At 44.2% G+C, this 18,483-nt stretch carries 11 protein-coding genes; 8 read left to right on the top strand and 3 right to left on the bottom strand.

Annotation, left to right across the window (positions count from 1 at the left end; all coding sequences use genetic code 11):
* The first annotated feature begins 554 nt into the window (after positions 1–554).
* From CHL74_RS08260 to CHL74_RS08295, 8 genes are all read left to right on the top strand, one after another.
* Entirely contained in the window at positions 555–1,418 is an 864-nt protein-coding gene (locus tag CHL74_RS08260) for a DUF4007 family protein (protein WP_094880693.1), read from the top strand.
* Positions 1,405–4,632, top strand: a complete 3,228-nt coding sequence (locus CHL74_RS08265) for an ATP-binding protein (RefSeq protein ID WP_094880694.1) — start codon at positions 1,405–1,407, stop codon at positions 4,630–4,632. Before CHL74_RS08260 ends, CHL74_RS08265 begins: the two co-directional genes overlap by 14 nt.
* Positions 4,629–5,726 carry a phosphoadenosine phosphosulfate reductase gene (locus CHL74_RS08270; protein ID WP_094880695.1) on the top strand — a complete coding sequence of 366 codons (1,098 nt, stop codon included), beginning with the start codon at positions 4,629–4,631 and terminating at the stop codon, positions 5,724–5,726. Before CHL74_RS08265 ends, CHL74_RS08270 begins: the two co-directional genes overlap by 4 nt.
* 14 nt (positions 5,727–5,740) lie before the next feature.
* Positions 5,741–7,963, top strand: coding sequence for a DEAD/DEAH box helicase family protein (locus CHL74_RS08275; protein WP_094880731.1), 2,223 nt, complete (start codon positions 5,741–5,743; stop codon positions 7,961–7,963).
* A 6-nt stretch (positions 7,964–7,969) separates the two neighbouring features.
* Positions 7,970–8,200 (top strand): hypothetical protein, encoded by a 231-nt coding sequence (locus CHL74_RS08280; protein ID WP_094880696.1) that lies wholly within the window; start codon positions 7,970–7,972, stop codon positions 8,198–8,200.
* On the top strand, positions 8,197–10,362 hold the full coding sequence (locus tag CHL74_RS08285) for an AAA family ATPase (protein WP_094880697.1): 2,166 nt from the start codon (positions 8,197–8,199) through the stop codon (positions 10,360–10,362). Before CHL74_RS08280 ends, CHL74_RS08285 begins: the two co-directional genes overlap by 4 nt.
* Before the next feature lie 2 nt (positions 10,363–10,364).
* Positions 10,365–10,928, top strand: coding sequence for a glycoside hydrolase family 15 (locus tag CHL74_RS08290; RefSeq protein WP_094880698.1), 564 nt, complete (start codon positions 10,365–10,367; stop codon positions 10,926–10,928).
* Positions 10,929–11,105: 177 nt separating this feature from the next.
* Complete coding sequence (locus CHL74_RS08295) at positions 11,106–11,672, top strand: hypothetical protein (RefSeq protein ID WP_094880699.1); 567 nt, start codon at positions 11,106–11,108, stop codon at positions 11,670–11,672.
* A gap of 686 nt (positions 11,673–12,358) precedes the next feature.
* On the opposite strand, the gene secA is transcribed toward CHL74_RS08295, so the two are convergent.
* The 3 genes from secA to CHL74_RS08315 all read right to left on the bottom strand — a co-directional run bounded on the left by secA (position 12,359) and on the right by CHL74_RS08315 (position 18,204).
* Entirely contained in the window at positions 12,359–15,550 is a 3,192-nt protein-coding gene (secA, locus tag CHL74_RS08305) for a preprotein translocase subunit SecA (RefSeq protein ID WP_254923251.1), read from the bottom strand.
* Between the two features lie 102 nt (positions 15,551–15,652).
* Positions 15,653–17,011 carry an alkaline phosphatase family protein gene (locus CHL74_RS08310; RefSeq protein ID WP_094880701.1) on the bottom strand — a complete coding sequence of 453 codons (1,359 nt, stop codon included), beginning with the start codon at positions 17,009–17,011 and terminating at the stop codon, positions 15,653–15,655.
* A complete protein-coding gene (locus tag CHL74_RS08315; protein ID WP_254923252.1) occupies positions 17,008–18,204 on the bottom strand; it encodes an Lnb N-terminal periplasmic domain-containing protein in 1,197 nt (398 codons plus the stop codon). The genes CHL74_RS08310 and CHL74_RS08315 overlap by 4 nt, the downstream gene beginning before the upstream one ends.
* Positions 18,205–18,483 lie beyond the last annotated feature (279 nt).

An 18,483-nucleotide genomic window follows, 5' to 3' on the forward strand; every position in this document is an offset into this window, starting at 1 on the left:
AATCAACGAGTTATGCAACTTTTCAAAGAACTATTTCGCAATATAAAGTGTTAAATGTCAGCAACTTAACGAGCTGAATTCTTGCACTTTTTATGTCAGATTTATATCTAAATTTTGAACACTCTACCCGAAAGGGGGAATAAGCGGGTGGGTTCTGACTTTTATAAATAGGGCGTTTACTTGACGCTTGTCTTTCAAACCGTAAACTTCGCACCTTTACAAATCACAGAAGATAAGATGGCAACGTAGATGCCCACGGTAGGTATATTGTATACCCTGCCGTGGTTTGTCGTATACATACGTCTCGTTCTTGCAACGGGTACGTGTGTGTACGGCTTCCCACGTATGGGATTATATAGTATAAATTATGCGTGGGCTTTCTGCAGTTGCTCGTTTCTGTGATTGGGCAATGCGAAGGCCTACGGTTTGCGGAACGGGCGAAGGAGAAAGAACCCACGCATTCTGTTTTTAAGAGCCATGAAAGATAACTTAGGTCAAACTGTTCTGATATTTGGGTTCTGTCGGAGATATAATGAAGAACGTTAGGATCTATTATGTACATAAAATACGTTTTCTCTGGTCATGAATCCTTCCCATGTAGAATGTTGTGGCCTATAAAGGGATACGACTATATTGTTGAAGGTAATAATTTCAACGACCCCAACTCTGTTGTTGAGTTGGGAGTAGGCAAGAATATGGTTGCTTCAATACGCTATTGGTTGAAGGTTCTGGGATTGACCGAACAAGACAAATCTACGCCGATAGCCAATTATTTGTTTGATAAAGAAAATGGGAAAGACAGATACATAGAAAGTCTTGGTACGTTATGGCTTCTCCATTTCCTTCTTGTTGCAACTCAAGAAGCCACTCTCTATAATATTTTGTTTCTTCGTTATCAGAAGGAGCGCAAGCAGTTTGACAAAGAGCAAATACAGAATTATGTGAAACGCCTTATGACGGAAGACAATAAGCAGAAACAATTCAATGCTAATACGGTGGGCAAGGACTTTGGTGTACTTACTCAGAATTATGCACAGCCTTCAAGTCCCAAGTCGTATGAGGACTATTCTTCTCTTCTGATAGACTTGAATCTTATAAGGCACGACAGAACAGACAAGTCTTTTGCATTCAATATCGACGGAAAACGTTCTGTGCCATTGGAGATTTTCTTTTATGCCATCCTCACGATGAAAGGCGAGGACCGTACTGTGTCGTATGACATATTGCAGAATGTCGGACTAATATTTTGCATGACCGATATTGAAGTGATAGAGATGATGCAGCAGATAAGCGTTGAGTATTCTGAATATGTGCAATACAGCGACAATGCAGGAATACGCCAGCTTCTATTCAAGGAAGGCAAGAACATTGAACCTATTGATTTACTTAACAGATACTACAAAAATGCAGCAGTTTAGTTTGTCGGCAAATATAGAGGAAGGCCTAAGCAAGAACTTCCAATATATAGTTACCCCTAATGCACGTGATGTTGCATCCGGACTTGTGGATGGCTACCGCACAGGCATACATTCGTTTACTATTATCGGTTCGTATGGCACTGGTAAGTCAAGCTTTCTGCTTGCTTTGGAGAAGGACTTGCAGAGTAAAGGTTCCTACAGCCTTCTGAATCCACAGACTTTGTCGGCTAATGCAAAGTTTGATGTGCTGAAGATAGTAGGCGACTATAAAGACTTAGTCTCGTTGATGCGTGATAAATTGTCGGTCGACGGAACGGCTGACAATGTGCTTGATCGATTGCGTGAAATCTATAACCAAGCAAAGAAGCAAGGTAAGTTTCTCGTTATTTTCATTGATGAGTTTGGCAAGGTGCTTGAACATGCTGCGAAGAACAATCCTGAGCAGGAGTTGTATTTCATGCAGAAGCTGGCTGAATTTGTGAATGTGTCAACAAGGCAAATTCTTCTTGTAACCACTCTTCATCAGAACTTCAGTGCTTACGCTCGAAAGCTCTCTACTTTGCAGAAGGAGGAATGGACTAAGGTGAAGGGACGCTTCAAGGAACTTGTGTTTATAGAGCCAGTTGAGCAATTGCTTTACCTTGCTTCCACCCAACTGAATGCAAAAAACGATGTTGGTGTTAATGCCGAGTCTATGGAAAAGTTGTGCCAGCTTGCCAAGGCAACAAAGTTCGTTTCGGATGGTTTCAATTCGGACACGGCTAATGCCCTTTATCCGTTGGAGCCGTTCTCGGCTTACGCCATGACACAGGCTATACAGCGTTATGGGCAGAATGAGCGTTCGCTGTTCTCGTTTCTTAACGCAAAGGGTGCCAGCTCTTTGAGTGAATACAAAGAAGGCTTCTATGGCATTGCCAATTGCTACGACTATATATTACAGAATTTCTACTCATATCTGAAGGATGCCAATGCCGACTCGATGCAATGGAGTTCTATGCAGGTGGCTCTTGAACGTATTGAGGGACAAGCATGGGAGACAAAGAACGAGCTGCTTGGGTCAATAAAGATTGTAAAGACTATTGGAATGCTTAATTTGCTTGGCAATTCTTCGTTCAAGATGACGAGGGAGCAAACTGCCAACTATGTAAGCATTGCACTCGGAGTGGAAGATGCTCTTCACATACTCAACTTGCTTGAGCAGTACAAGATTATTCGCTTCGCAAGCTACAAATTACGGTATATCCTTTTTGACGGAACAGACATTAACATAGAGAATGAAATAAGAAAGGCAGGACTCGTGGTGAGCCGTCCCGTAAATTATGTTGACGAGATACGCAACTATTGTTTCAAGAAGATAGCTCCAGTCAAGATGTGCTATTTCCAGAAGGGCACTCCGCGCTATTTCGAATATGAGATATTGGAGGAGGGTCAGGACAAAGTGCCTACTGGAGATACCGATGGTTACATACAGCTGATATTCTCGTCGAAGAAGGATATTGTAAACGACACGCTTGCATTGAGTGCAGAGTGTGGAAATGCAATAGTGTTTGCATGTTTTAATAACATAGATGAGCTTGTAGACCATTTGCACATGGTAGAGAAGTATAACTATATTCTTAGTAAGGTGCTTCTTGACAAGTCTGACCATGTGGCAATAACAGAGGTGAAGAATCTCTTGGAATATGAAAAGATATTGTTGGACAAGTCGCTCAACGAGGCATTGTTCTCATATAACGATGATGTGACATGGATATTCGGTGGCAAGGAGGTGGAGGTGAAGACCTTCCGTATGTTCAACGAACTTCTTTCGTTCGTTTGCAATACGGTGTATCATAAGACATCTGTAATGAACAACGAACTTTTCAATCGCCACAAGTTGAGCGGTTCGATATCAAGTGCACGTGTGAAATATCTCACGGCGATGCTCAACCAAGGAAATGAGGTAGACTTCGGATTTGCAAAAGACAAGTTCCCACCAGAGAAGACAATATATTACTCACTGTTGAAACATACGGGACTTCATGCGGATGGCGCTTTTGCGAGTCAGCCCTCCAATGAAGGAATCAAGCCGTTATGGGATGCCTGTGAGGATTTCTTGGCTTCAACAACAAATAAGCCGCGCAAGATATCAGAACTTGTAAAGCTTCTGTCTGCACGTCCATATAAGCTGAAACAAGGTTTTCTTGATTTCTGGATTCCAACGTATCTATACATAAAGAAACAGGAATACTCGCTATATGGCAATGGTGGAGCATATATTCCGAACGTGAACATGGAGTTCTTCGAGTTGCTTCAGAAACATTCATCCGACTATAGTGTCAAGGCACTTGACGTGACGGGGGTGCGCATGGATATATTTAACAAGTATCGCAAGTTCTTGAATGTAAATGCTCTTGGGGAGGTGAAGAGCGATGACTTTGTGGAGACCATAAAGCCGTTCTTCTTTTTCTATAGCCGACAGCTTAATGATTATGCCAAGCACACACGAAAGTTCAATCATGAGCAGACCGCACGTTTCCGTGACACGCTTGCCGTGGCTAAGGACCCCGAAAAAACCTTCTTTGAGGACCTGCCCGAAGCATTAGGCTTCGACAAGATGGCTTTGCAGAAAAAGGAAAAGGTGGAGGAGTTCTGCTATGTCGTTAATCGTGCAGTAAGAGAATTGCGCTCATGCTACAACGACCTAATTGACCGTATAGAATCCAGCGTCTTGGATGCCCTCAGTATCGAGGAATATGATTATTCTGAGTACGTGGTCGAAATACGCCAACGTTTCGCCTCTGTCAACGAGCATTTGCTTACCGGCCGACTGAAGGAATTCTATAATCACGTCATGGCAGAGTTTGACAATCGCAAGGAGTGGTATCAGTCAATATGCTATACTGCTTTGGAGCAGCCACTTGAACGTTTGCGCGATGATCAGGAAGAAAAGCTTGTGCATAACCTTGTGACGCTTTTTCGTGAATGCGAGAAATATTCCGACATCTCACGCATGGGCGTAGCTACCAACGCCAACGAGGAATGCTTCTCGGTTGACATGGTGGCAACAAAGGGCAAGAACCTCTCGTCACAGACATTCCGACTGCCTAAGACGGAAGAAAGTAAAGCTGACGAGCTGGAGAAACTGTTGGATGAGGCTCTTGCAAATACCGACAATGATAATGTGGCTATATGCACATTGTTGAGAGTGTTAAACAAAAAGATGGCAAAATGAAAGTAAGACATATTCTTGGAATTTCTGGAGGAAAGGATAGTGCAGCCCTTGCAATCTACCTTAAACAGAAATATCCTCAACTGAAGATAGAATACTACAACTCCGACACGGGATGTGAGCTGGCAGAGACAGAGTTGCTGATAGAAAGATTATCAGCATATTTGGGAACTATAAAAAGACTTCGAGCTGCTGAGGGCAGCCCGGAGCCAACTCCCTTTGAGCATTTTCTTAAAGCAGCAGGCGGCTTCCTTCCGTCGCCGCAACAAAGATGGTGCACTCAAAAAATGAAACTTGCAGAATTTGAGCGTTATGTAGGCGACGATTATGCAGTGTCGTATGTCGGAATACGTGGCGACGAGGATCGTGACGGCTATATATCTTCCAAACCTAACATTCAGGCTGTTTTCCCTTTCCGCCGCAATATATGGAGTATTGATGTTATAAACAAAGTGCTTCACAACGACCAGCAGGAGCAGATTATTGCTTTGTACGACAGTCTGTGCAAGGATTATCAGCGTGAGGACATAATGCAAGTGTTGAAACGCCCGATTTCCAAGCAATTCTATTATTCCAAGAAGTTGAACGCCTTGCTCGATATTGACGTTAAGCTGTTCAATCATGTGGTGTTTGAATACTTGAAGACAACGGAATATCCAATAGGCAAACTCGACAGTTTTCCTTTGATTGACAATGACGAGGTGCTTGTTAAGGACGACATCTTCCGACTCTTGCGCGAGAGTGGAGTAGGAGTGCCAGCCTATTATGAGGAAATTCCTTTTGAGGTGGACGGCAAGACGGGCACTTATTGCAGAAGCCGTTCGGGCTGTTACTTCTGTTTCTTTCAGCAGAAGATAGAATGGATATGGCTTTATGAGCAGCATCCCGACCTCTATAAGAAGGCAATGGAGTTTGAGAAAGACGGCTATACATGGAATCAGGGTGAGAGTCTTGCCGAATTGATTAAGCCTGAGCGAATAAGAAAGATAAAGCTCGACATCATAAAACGACAGGAGGAAAACCGCACAAAGCAAAAAGGCACTACACTTGTCGACTTGTTCGGCGACGAGATAATGTGCGCTAATTGTTTCATCTGAAAACTCTTAAGTTTATGCTATACGAGGTTGATTGGGCAGAAGACGGAACATATCGCCCTGGGGAATACAATTCGCCAGAGAAGTTCTTCAACGATGGGTTGAGGAACAGCGATGAGTTTGATTTGCAGTTGGGCTATTTCAGCTCTGCTGCAATAAGTGTGCTTGCTGAGGGCTTTGCTACTTTCATTGCGAATGGTGGAAGAATGCGCCTTGTTATAAATCAGATAGTTTCGGAAGCTGACAAGAAAGCCATAAACAATGGAGTGAACGGAACGATTATTGACTGTTTCGACCTGACGGATTTCGAGTCTTTGCGACAGACTTTTGACGAATACCAGCAGCAGTTCTTCGACTGTTTAGCTTTCCTTATTCACCACAAGCGTATTGATATACGTATCATACGTCCACGCAACCGTAAAGGCATCGCCCATACCAAGTCGGGACAATTTCGTGATGGCGACAGCGTGACTTCATTCACAGGGTCTGCCAATTTCACAATAAGCGGACTGTTCAATAATCTTGAGGAGATAAAAATCGACCGAAGCGACTCGCTTGACGTGATGATACGCAAGCGGATTCAAAACCAACGTGAAGAGTTCGATGCTATAATGAACCGTCAGAAGAATGGTGTTGAGTATTTGTCGGCAGACAAACTTGAAACAGCAATAACCTCGTCTTTTAAAGATAAGGATATTGACGAGCTGCTTGACGTGGAACGTAAGTTGAAAAGAATCAAGGCTGAAAAGGAGGCTCGAAAGATAAATGAAGAAAAGGTTGTGGTGCATGATGAAGAAAATGAATCCAGTCCCCATTTTCCTTATCCGTCAGGTCCGCGCGACTATCAGAAACAGGCTTTTGAGAATTGGAAGAACAACAAGCAGCGTGGTCTGTTTGCCATGGCTACGGGTACGGGCAAGACCATTACATCGCTTAATTGTCTGTTGGAGATTTACAAGCGCAAGGGCTATTACAAGGCAATAATACTTGTGCCGACTAAAACATTGGTTGAACAATGGGTTGAAGAATGCCGTAAGTTCAATTTCAAGAATATCTATAAAGTATATTCTCGCAACAGAAGATGGAAGGATGAGATTGAGGCTTTGCACATGAAGGAGGCTTTCAATTATTCAGATGGCGACGACTCCTTTATCATCATTTCAACCTATGCCTCATTTGCTCGTGCCAATGTATTCAATACCTTGAATGGCTTTTCTATGAGTAAAACTCTTCTTATCGCTGATGAGGCTCATAATATGGGTGCTGGCAGAATCCTTGACAGGCTCGATGGCATAAAGTATTTCCGTCGCATAGGATTGTCGGCAACTCCCAACCGCCAGTACGACGATGTGGCAAACAACAGACTGGCTAATTTCTTTGGAAGTGAGAGAGGCTTTACCTTTGAATATTCCATGCGTGAGGCCATTGACAATGGTTTCTTGTGCCGTTATTATTATTATCCTCATGTGGTATATTTGGATGATGAAGAGATGGCAGAGTATATAAAGATATCATTGCAGTTGGCTAAATTTTTCAACTACGATAGTTCGTCTTTTCCGCAAGGCGATGATATTCTCATGGCTTTGTTGCTGAAGCGAAAGCGTATAATACATAAGGCTAAGAACAAGGAAGAGACTTTCCGCAACATCTTGAAGCAAAGGTATGAGGAAAAGGGGAATTTGAGATACACCTTGGTTTATGTGCCAGAAGGCAACAAGCCAGATGAAACGTCAGACGTTTTCGATGTGGAGGATGTAGTAGGTGAGGATGAGACTTCACAGCACCTTATAGATAGGTATACAGAAATAGTGAAGGGCATAAGTCGCACAACTACAGTACGAGAATTCACTTCCTCGTCGAAAAAAAGGAATAAGATTCTTGAGGATTTCGCCAATGGCGATTTGGAAGTTCTTACTTCTATGAAATGTCTTGATGAAGGCGTGGACGTTCCACGTAGCGAGATGGCTATATTCTGTGCAAGTACGGGCAATCCTCGACAATTCATACAACGTAGAGGCAGAATCTTGCGAAAGCACAAGGATAAGTATCATGCCGTGATACACGACCTGATTGTTGCGCCTATGATTAACTCTGCATCTGAGAGTTACAACATGGAGCGCAAGCTGCTCGAAATGGAAATGCGACGTGTGAGGGATTTTGCTTCTTTGTCAGAGAATGCAGACTTCACTTACACCGAACTTGATGACATTACTACATATTACAACATAACAATTTTATAAAAAAATATGGCATATACTTCAAATAACGACAAGATGCTTGAGGCTGTTCTTACAGACCCCGACTTGATGAAATTTGGCGATTATAATCCAGCCGAAGTCACATCAATATACCAAGCTATTGATTCTGACAATGTAGTTGTCAGCGCTGTTGCTCAGATAATCAAACGTTCAGCAGAACAAGCAACAGAGAAAGAAATATACAAAGAAGTAACAGAATATTTAAAGAGAAACGTATGATAATAAAGGAAATATCTATACGTAACTTCCGAAGTTACTATGGGGAAAATAAATTTGAGTTTTCTGAAGGACTGACTCTTGTCATTGGTGACAATGGAGATGGCAAGACAACTTTCTTTGAGGCTTTGCAATGGTTGTTTAACACGGCTACAGAAAATAATAGCATTGACAATGCGTCGGAAATGCGCAAGTCGAAGTTGGAAATTGGCGAAAGCGATGAAGTCGCAGTAAGGATGGTTTTCGACCATGATGGCGAAAAGATTGTTGAAAAACGCTTCACTTTCGAGCGCACGTCGGAGACTTTATTCAAGACTTCTTCTATTACTTTCCGAGGCTATGAGGATACAGGCGCAGGGCGTGAAGTGGTGAATGGAAAGACTCTTATGGATAGATGTTTTGATGCGTTTATCCAAAGATTTAGCATGTTCAAGGGTGAGTCTACTCTTAATGTTTTCCAAAATGCAGCAGCGTTAAAGGAGCTTGTTGATAAATTTTCTGATGTGAGAGAGTTTGACAAATTGGTTGAAATCTCTGCTGAAATGGAAGATAAATCTAATAAGGCTTATCAAAAAGAATGTAAGTCAGACCAGAAAATAGCGACTCAGGCAGGAAAACTCGAAAGCCAGTTGAAACGTGTATCTGAAGATATATATAACAAGAAAAAAGAGATAGCGGACAAGAAACTCTCTGTGTCGGTTTTTTCAACAAAACTTGAAGAATTAGAACAAAATCAGGAGACAACAGAAAGATTTAATGAAGTAAGTGAGCGGTTGAAGTCTCTGAAGGAGAAGTCGCTTAAGTTGAGGGCAAACATAAGTATGGTAAACAAGAATACTGCATTGTTGGACCAATTATGGATATTATGCGCTTTCCCTTCTGTTTTGACAGAGTTTAAGAAGAAATGCTCGGATTTTAGTCGAGAAAAAAGACAACAGGAGAAAGCCTTCGTTGAAGAACAAGCCAAGGAAATAGGCAAGAAGGAAGCCTTGCAAGAGGTTCGTGGCATGTTGTCGGATAACGTAGCAGAATTGCCATGGTATTTGCCCAACCAAGAGACAATGGAGGAAATGATTCACGACCATGTGTGCAAAGTTTGTGGCAGCCCTGCACCAGAAGGGTCTGATGCTTACAATTTTATGATGAATAAGCTTAATGAGTATAAGAAGCATATTGCCGCCAAATTGCAAATGGAAGAGGAAAAAGCGGCTGTAGAGCGTAAGCAATTGTTCACAAGTGGATATATCGAAGAATTGCATAATATGAGTATCCGTCTTGGTGGAAATAAGGAAGCTCAGATTGCGCATATTTCAACAGATATATTTGATAGATTGAGTCTTGAGGACCGTCTGCGTGAAGAATTAAAGAAGGTTGAAGACAAGAAGCAAGAAACTGAAGATGAAAAAGCTCGCTTACTGATACAGGCTGGTAATGTGTCAGAGGAGTTGCTGCAAAAGAGTTTTCTTGACATTAAGGGAATGTTCGAGCAAAAAGGACGTGCAGAAACTTGTCTTGTAGAGTTGGAACGCGACCTTCAGGACTTAAAGGCAGAAGAGGATGATTTGCGCAAACAGTTTAATGATTTGAATCCGCAAAATGGTCAAGTGAAAGTCTATAGGGACGTTCATCGTGTGTTTGAAGAGATAGCAAAGGCTTTTAGAAAGGCTAAGAAGGAAAACCTGCGCCGATTCCTATCTGCTTTGGAGGAGTGTGCCAATGAGTATTTGGAAAGACTTAGTGCGCAAGACTTCCATGGAGAAATACGTTTGCGTCAGACTGTTGAGGAGTCTACCGAGATTAGGCTTTATAGCTCTAACGGAACTGAGATAAAGAATCCTTCTGGCTCTCAAGAGACAGTCATGTATATGTCGGTATTGTTTGCTATTTCTGATTTTACAGATCAGAAACGTGATGAGAATTATCCGTTGATATTCGATGCTGCTACATCTTCATTCGGCGATTCAAAGGAAGAGGGCTTCTACAATGTTATAGATAAAATCAATAAGCAATGTATCATTGTGACAAAGGATTTCATAACAAAGGGTCAGCTTCGTCTGAACGAAATCGACCAGTTGACATGTGGTGTGTATCGTATCAGAAAGGCTGATAATTTTGATAGCCATAATATGGCAACAATTAGGACAATCGTTGATAAAATAAAATAGCTATGGAATCATTATTCGACTTATGGAGCAAGCGTAATCCTCAGTGGGAAAAACGCTACGAAGAGTCTGTCATAAAGGTGTTTACCGACTATGGACGAGGCACAACATCATATCAAGCTGCTCGTGCTAAGATATTTGGTGCGGGTTATGAGCTTTTTATAATTGCCTTTTTCATTGGTTTGTATTTTGACCAAACAAAACCATTGATTGAAGATAAAGCAAAATTAAAGTCATTCGGACAGCCGATACAATATTGGGGTAATCAAGAAAATCGTCTTGGAAGAAAATCTTATGGCGAAATACGGCAGTTTTTGTTTGCTGCTCTTGTGGCTAAAACCGATATTGACCTTATTGCTTTGGATAAAGGCGAAATTACAGCTCGAAAAGTTGTTGACCAACTTATAGATAAGATGGAGCAATATGCAAATTTTGGTTTCTCGTATATTCACGAAAAGATGGAGGAAGATCCTAATTATTTTTTCAAAGAAACAGTTTTTTTTCAATTATTCTTATCATTTCTGAATGATAAGAAGAACGAGGATGATGAACAATTGGAGGAATTGTAGATAGAGAGATAGATATTATACAGGATGTGAGGATTATTATATATTGCTATTATTGCTGTTTTCTGTCTTATACTTGATAGTAATAATTAGCTATATAATAATTACTCCATCCAAAGTTATGGCTTTATCAGTTTTATATAGTATCTTTGTTGAGTTACTTCTAACAAAAAGAATGCTATGATTGAACTTACACATTATATAGGTGCTTTCTCTTCGCTCCACACTGCAAAATCGAAGGGACACAAGGCACCGCATAAGGCCGTGCTGTTGTTGGCTATTATTGACCTTGTGGAGTATGATATAATACGTTCACAAAGGATAGTGCTTAGCGATACTCTTGAGAAAAGATTTAATGAAATATGGCATCGTTATCTTGGCGACTCTTCATTATTTATATGTGACATAACTAAGCCTTTCTTTCATATGCAGTATGAACCGTTTTGGAGATTGGTGGAGCATAATGAGGTACAGGAAAAAATAGTGGCGGAAGATTTGCCACTTGTTAAAGCAAAGAAAGAGAAGAAGGATTTGCCTTCGGGTGCTTATTCTGTATCGGCAATGAGAAGAGCGTTTGCTTATGCAGAGATAGACGGAATGCTGTATGAACTTCTTAGGAATGCAGACGCAAGAGCTATGTTGCGTGTTGTGCTAATCAACGAGTATCTGAAAGGACAGCCTACCAAGACAATGCCAGACTGGGGACAATTGGTGGCAATGTTACCATTGATTGCATTTGTGGCGTAGTATTAAGGTATAAAAAACTCAAGTTTCGGATTTAGAATTCAAGCCGTTTGAGCATACTCTCTAAGTGCAGCCAATCTCTTGTCATTCTCAATAATTGATAGATTTACACGACTTATCAGTATGTTTTAGCGAGTGTTTTAATAAACCTTAAATCCTCAACCTGTAATATTTTTGATATCTGTGGTTGCGGATACCTCTCTAAAACGACTCGTTTTCGTAAAGAATCCTTATGGTGTAGTCGCAAGGGACAAAATCACCTTACCCCATGATGCGACTTGAGGCAATACGCAAAAGACAACGAAGATTTTAGGCTACCCAAAATCAAACATTCTGATGCAGAAAATGCAGGAAACCTACTTGAAGACAATAGCGGAGTGAAGCGTAGACGGCGTGCAGCATCCTTGTCCAAGTGCAAAATTACAAAATGTTTTTATAAAATCACTCCCTGCTGTAAATCTACAGCAGGGAGAAGTGTATATATACTAACTAACAAATGCTATTGTCTCACCTCTGTTATTGCACGTAAGGTATAGCTTTTTTATGAACTATTTCTTATCCCGAACCGTGGTAAAACCTCACGAATTATAAGCCTGTTGGAATAAAAAAGGAGGAAAGCTTTATCGGCTTTCCTCCTTTTCGGTATATGTTTCTGCTGTCAATTACTTGACGTCAGAGTTTCTTAAGTCTTACTTCTGCTCTGCATCAGCGTTTGCTGCAGGCTGCTCCTGCTCAGGTACGGGAATCTGACCGCGTGTAAGGATGCTTGTGATGCGGTTGTTCATGTCGTTCACCATTGAGTCGAACAGCTTGGCACTCTCGAGCTTGAAGATGAGCAACGGATCCTTCTGCTCGTAAGAAGCGTTCTGCACGCTGTGACGCAGTTCGTCGAGCTGACGGAGGTTCTCCTTCCAGCAGTCGTCAATGATGTGGAGCATGATGACACGCTCAAACTGCTTAACGACGTCCTTACCCTCTGTGCGGTAAGCCTCCTTAAGGTTGCAAGGAATGTTGTAGACACGCTTGCCGTCTGAGATTGGCACCATGATGCGCTCGTAGATGGCACCCTGGTTTTCCTCCACCTGCTTGATGATAGGCCATGCAACTGATTCGATGCGGTCTGTCTTGCGCTTGAAGGTAGCCATTGCAGACTGGAATGATCTCTCTTCCAGATCCTCACGTCTTACGTTCTCTGACTCTTCCTCTGAGAACGGGCACTCCATAGCGAGCACCTTGAGGAACTGCTCGCGGCAGCCTTCGTAGTCGTTGGTCTCGATGATGTTAACGACGCGGTCCCAGATGATGTTGGTGATGTCCATGCCGATACGCTCACCCATGAGTGCGTGACGACGCTTTTCATAGATAACGGTACGCTGCTTGTTCATCACGTCGTCATACTCGAGCAGGTGCTTACGGATACCGAAGTTGTTCTCCTCCACCTTCTTCTGAGCACGCTCGATGCTGCGTGAGATCATCGGGTTCTCGATACGGTCGCCCTCCTGGAATCCGAGTTTGTCCATAAGGCTTGCAATCTTCTCTGATGCGAACAGACGCATGAGCTTGTCCTCAAGCGATACGTAGAATACTGAGCTTCCCGGGTCGCCCTGACGACCAGCACGACCACGGAGCTGACGGTCTACACGGCGGCTCTCGTGACGTTCTGTACCGATGATGGCAAGACCACCGGCTGCCTTAACCTCCTTGGTAAGCTTGATGTCGGTACCACGACCTGCCATGTTGGTGGCGATGGTAACAGCACCGAGCAGACGCTCTTCCTTATGCTTGTTGCCGTCTTCGTCAACGATTTCGACGAAGCCCATATTGCTGCGTCCTGCCTCTGCCACGATGTCAGCCTCCTTCTTGTGAAGCTTGGCGTTGAGCACCTGATGAGGTATCTTGCGCATCTTGAGCATCTTAGAGATAAGCTCAGAGATTTCAACTGATGTTGTACCTACGAGTACCGGACGTCCGCTGTTACGCATCTCAACGATTTCGTCGATAACGGCAGCATACTTCTCGCGTGCTGTCTTGTAAACGCGGTCGTCGAGGTCCTTACGAAGGATGGGGCGGTTGGTAGGAATCTCCACAACGTCGAGCTTGTAGATATCCCAGAACTCGCCAGCCTCGGTAGATGCAGTACCGGTCATACCGGAAAGCTTGTGGTACATACGGAAGTAGTTCTGGAGTGTGATGGTTGCGAATGTCTGTGTGGCAGCCTCCACCTTCACGTGCTCCTTAGCCTCTACAGCCTGATGGAGTCCGTCGCTCCAACGGCGGCCGTCCATGATACGTCCTGTCTGCTCGTCAACGATCTTCACCTCGCCGTCCATAACGACATACTCGTCGTCCTTATTGAACATTGTGTAAGCCTTGAGGAGCTGCTGGATGGTATGTACGCGCTCGCTTTGTACGGCATAGTGGTTGAGGAGATCGTCCTTCTTGTCAAGACGCTGCTGCTCGTCAAGGTCTTTCTCGTTCTCCAATGCTGACAGTTCTGATGTGATGTCGGGCAATACGAAGAGCTCCTTGTCCTGCACCTGATTGGCGAGCCAGTCAGTACCCTTGTCTGTAAGGTCGCAGCTGTTAAGCTTCTCGTCTACAACGAAGAAGAGCGGCTCAACTGCCTCGGGCATGCGGCGGTTGTTGTTCTCCATATAGTACTCCTCTGTCTTGAGCATGCCAGCCTTGATACCTTCCTCAGAGAGGTACTTGATGAGCGGCTTGTTCTTAGGCAGGGCCTTGTGTGAACGATAGAGAGCGAGGAAGCCTTCCTCCAGCTTCTTCTGGTCGTTAGTCTTCTGACCCTCGGTAATGAGCTGCTTGGCCTCTGCGAGGTACTGTGTGGCGAGCTTGCGCTGAACGTCAACGAGACGCTCCACGAGCGGCTGATATTCCTCGAACATCTGGTCGTCGCCCTTAGCGATAGGACCTGAGATGATAAGCGGTGTACGTGCGTCGTCAATAAGCACTGAGTCGACCTCATCGACGATGGCGTAGTTGTGCTTGCGCTGTACGAGATCGTCAGGTGACAATGCCATGTTGTCACGCAGATAGTCGAAGCCGAACTCGTTGTTGGTGCCGAATGTGATGTCAGCCATGTATGCCTTGCGGCGCTCCGGTGAGTTAGGACGGTGCTTGTCAATGCAGTCTACTGAGAGACCATTGAACATATAGAGCGGTCCCATCCACTCCGAGTCACGCTTTGCGAGGTAGTCGTTCACGGTTACGACGTGTACGCCGTTGCCTGTGAGGGCGTTAAGGAATACGGGGAGTGTTGCCACGAGGGTCTTACCCTCACCCGTTGCCATCTCGGCAATCTTGCCCTGGTGAAGAACAATACCACCGAAGATCTGAACATCATAGTGTACCATTTCCCACTTGAGGTCGTTGCCGCCTGCTGTCCAGTGGTTGTGGTAAATGGCCTTGTCGCCGTCGATGGTGATGAAGTCGTTCTTGGGATTCTCTGCGAGCTCACGGTCGAAATCGGTGGCGGTAACCACTGTCTCCTCGTTCTCAGCGAAACGACGGGCTGTGTCCTTTACAATGCTGAAAGCCACAGGCATGATTTCGTCGAGAGCCTTCTCGTACAGGTCGAGCACTTCCTTCTCCAGCTTGTCGATGGCATTGAAGATTGACTCGCGCTCATCAATCGGAGTCTCCTCAATCTTAGCCTTCAGCTCGGCAATCTTAGCCTTCTGCTCGTTAGCTGAGTCCTGTACATACTTCTGTAATTCTTTAGTGCGTGCGCGGAGTTCGTCATTGCTCAGTGCCTTGATTTCGGGATATGCTGCCTTTACTTTGTCCACAAGAGGCTGGATAAGCTTCATATCCTTTGATGACTTGTTGCCAAACAATGACTGTAGAAATTTGTTTAAATTCATTGTATATTATTTTTTTTTATTTCGTGTGATGGTTAATAAGTGGGTGTAAAATTACAAAAAAAAATCCATACAGCACCCAAATGGCGTCTTTTAAACGTCATTTTATTGGAGTGGTGCCGCCGAACAGGCGTTCGGCGCCCTGATGCGTATAGCCTTAGCAACTGTAGGCGCAATGCGGTCTACCGTAGCAGGTGTGGTTATACGTTCCGGCTTTACCCCGGCTCCGTAGAAAATGATGGGGAACGGGATAAATGCTGCCCTTGAGAAATAGCTCTCGTTGGTGTCTTCGTTTATGATTTGCCATCCTGGAGCGGTCTCGATTACGAGGTCGCCGCTGACGGACGGATTGTAAGGACTGGCTGATACGCTTCTCACGCCGGCTGTCTGAACGAGCAGTTCTTTTGATCTGGCGATGATGTCGTTGAAGCTAATGTGGCGCTGTTCTATAAGCTTGCGGTCCAGATAAATCTGGTTGTGAAAACTTGTCTCAACATACTTGCCCTGACCGTAAATGGCGCCAAGGTACATGTTGAGAAGATTGGATGTGCGATTGATATAGAATGTGCCTGAAGGGATGCGGAAACGCTGGTAGTCAACCTGTTGCTCGCTTGTGTAGCCAGTGCTTGTAAGCACAAACATGACATTGTCGCGTCCTACCTTATCTTCAATTCGCTTGATAAGTGAAGCCAATGTCTTGTCGAGCTTAACGTAGATAATCTCCATCTCCGACTGCCATACAGTGGCATCCGTACCCTTCGCTGAGAAGGTCACGGAGAGCATATCGGTGATGTTGTCGCGTCCCATAGCCATATTGTCAATGCAGGCTACGGACATATCGGCTACGTCATCGTTGTTACCGTTAGTGAGCTTGTTTGTGCTGTTGTTGTAAGTGCGTACAAGGGCCTGTGCGCCTTTTGAGTAGTATGTGGATGTTGTCCACTGGCCGTTCTTGTCGTTCAGCCAGAATGCGCCGTCTGCGGCATGGCCTGCAGAGATGACGGCAGCGTCCTTATCGGAAGCTACAGAATAGACAAGTGCTGCTCCTTTAGTGGATATCTTAAGCTCGTCGCTTACTGTGGAAGTGGCGATTTTCTGAGGTGACACGCCGTATGTTGCGTCGTCCGTGCATAATACAGGGCGCAAAGTGTTGCGGTCGAGCCATTGGGTTCCGACTATATTATTATAATGTGGGGTTGTGCCGGTGGCAATAGAGGCAATAGCCGATGCTCTGTCAACGGGCGAGAATGGATAGCTGGCGGCCTCATATATGCGTCCGTTCTGCAGCAACTTCTTGAATCCGTCCTCGCAATAGAGCGGTGCGAAGTGCTCGATGTAGTCGGTACGTAGCTGGTCTACAGCTATGTTTACGACCAGACGTGGCGCAGGCTGCAAGCTTTGTGCTTGCATCTGTGAGCCGGTCAGGACGGTGAGCATTATAATTGTAGATATATACTTGTTCATCTCTTGTTTGTTGTGTTAGCCGTCTGGCGTATTTTCATTATGTTTCTGTATAGCAAAGACAATGCCACAAAGTAGATTCCCTCTGCATAAGACTGTATTATTCCTCCTAAAAGGAACAGGATTATGAGCACGGTCCATGCTTTTTGCCATCTGCAGGGCTGTCCTTTCTTTATCTTCTTGGATGCGCTCCACAGGAATACGAGGTTCAGCGGATTGAGCAGCAGAATCTGCAGATTTAGGCTTACGGTGGGGTGTTGCGAGAAAATCATGGCAAACAGAATCAGTCCGCATGCTCCTGTTAAGAACATCATTATCGTGTCTGTAAGCCAATAATTTGCTTTTCGCATTGCCTCTATTGTCGTTATGGCAACGACTAATGCCGCCAAAACTCCCAGGCACACGATTGGGGAGACGGGGAAACTGTCGCTTCCAGAATCGCTTGTGGCTGGCAATACCCATGTCTCGCTCTCGACAAACTTGCGTTTTGAGCCGTCCTTGTCGTATATTACGGCATGGCTTATGTCCTTTGAGAGGTTTTTGGGCAGAAACTGTTGTTCGCCGAACGTTGTCGGACGATCCGCCTTGACTCCGAGCAGAAGGTCATTGCCGAAGCGTGCCCATCTGTGACGCTCGTTATATTGATGGATGAGTTCGCGGAAAGAAGGGTAGGGGTTGGCTTCGTTTTCGAATACCACTTTTCCGTTTATGTTGTCGAGTATGATGTCTCTTGCGCGAGTTGTGCAATTGTCGTAGAAGTAATTATACCTGTACACGCGGTTTTCCGGCAGGTAATTCTTGTCTATAGCCTTCGCTATGGCAGCCTTCTCCTTGTCCGTCAGGTTGAGAGTCTGCTGTATGACGCCGCATCCCGAACGCTCGTATTGGGCCTTGAAATCCTCGAAATACTCGATGCCCATCTCATAGTCGGTCAGTCCGAAGACAAACCTGAGCACGAAGTATGGCTTGCTGAACGAGAATATACCATAATTAATGGCGATGTCTATGCCTTGCGTCAGGTTCTCGTATCTGATGGCTGTATGTCCGTATAGGCTGTAGACGTATGGTCTCGGCATGCATGTGAGCAGGCTTATGCGTATCGAGTCGGCTTGCTTTCCGTTATCAGCGGCAGCCGTTTGCGACATAAGCATGATGGCAGTCAGCAGGCATAATATTGTTCTTTTAAGTTGTTTCACAATTAAATATTGGTCTGTTATTTGTCTTTACATCTTACAAAGGTATTAATAATATGCTTAATATGAGCTTAAAAGGCTTGTTAAAAAACGTAAAAGCGGCGTTTTTGGCAAGTAAACGCGGTTATATTATACTTTTGACGAAATTTAAAAGTCGTTATTTCTTGTTTATCCTGCTATTATCTCGAATTTTTTCGATAAATTTGCACCTAATTATGCGAGAAAGAACATGTGCCTTATATATAATAAGGTATAGAGATAAAGCAGGAGAGTGTTCTGCTT

The sequence above is a fragment of the Prevotella sp. 885 genome (genome assembly GCF_002265625.1).
Taxonomy (GTDB): Bacteria; Bacteroidota; Bacteroidia; order Bacteroidales; family Bacteroidaceae; genus Prevotella.

Excerpts from the sequence above, each read along its gene's own strand:
- CHL74_RS08260 (WP_094880693.1), top strand. The coding sequence starts at position 555 with ATGTACATAAAATACGTTTTCTCTGGTCATGAATCCTTCCCATGTAGA.
- CHL74_RS08265 (WP_094880694.1), top strand. The coding sequence starts at position 1,405 with ATGCAGCAGTTTAGTTTGTCGGCAAATATAGAGGAAGGCCTAAGCAAG.
- CHL74_RS08270 (WP_094880695.1), top strand. The coding sequence starts at position 4,629 with ATGAAAGTAAGACATATTCTTGGAATTTCTGGAGGAAAGGATAGTGCA.
- CHL74_RS08275 (WP_094880731.1), top strand. The coding sequence starts at position 5,741 with ATGCTATACGAGGTTGATTGGGCAGAAGACGGAACATATCGCCCTGGG.
- CHL74_RS08280 (WP_094880696.1), top strand. The coding sequence starts at position 7,970 with ATGGCATATACTTCAAATAACGACAAGATGCTTGAGGCTGTTCTTACA.
- CHL74_RS08285 (WP_094880697.1), top strand. The coding sequence starts at position 8,197 with ATGATAATAAAGGAAATATCTATACGTAACTTCCGAAGTTACTATGGG.
- CHL74_RS08290 (WP_094880698.1), top strand. The coding sequence starts at position 10,365 with ATGGAATCATTATTCGACTTATGGAGCAAGCGTAATCCTCAGTGGGAA.
- CHL74_RS08295 (WP_094880699.1), top strand. The coding sequence starts at position 11,106 with ATGATTGAACTTACACATTATATAGGTGCTTTCTCTTCGCTCCACACT.
- secA (WP_254923251.1), bottom strand. The coding sequence starts at position 15,550 with ATGAATTTAAACAAATTTCTACAGTCATTGTTTGGCAACAAGTCATCA.
- CHL74_RS08310 (WP_094880701.1), bottom strand. The coding sequence starts at position 17,011 with ATGAACAAGTATATATCTACAATTATAATGCTCACCGTCCTGACCGGC.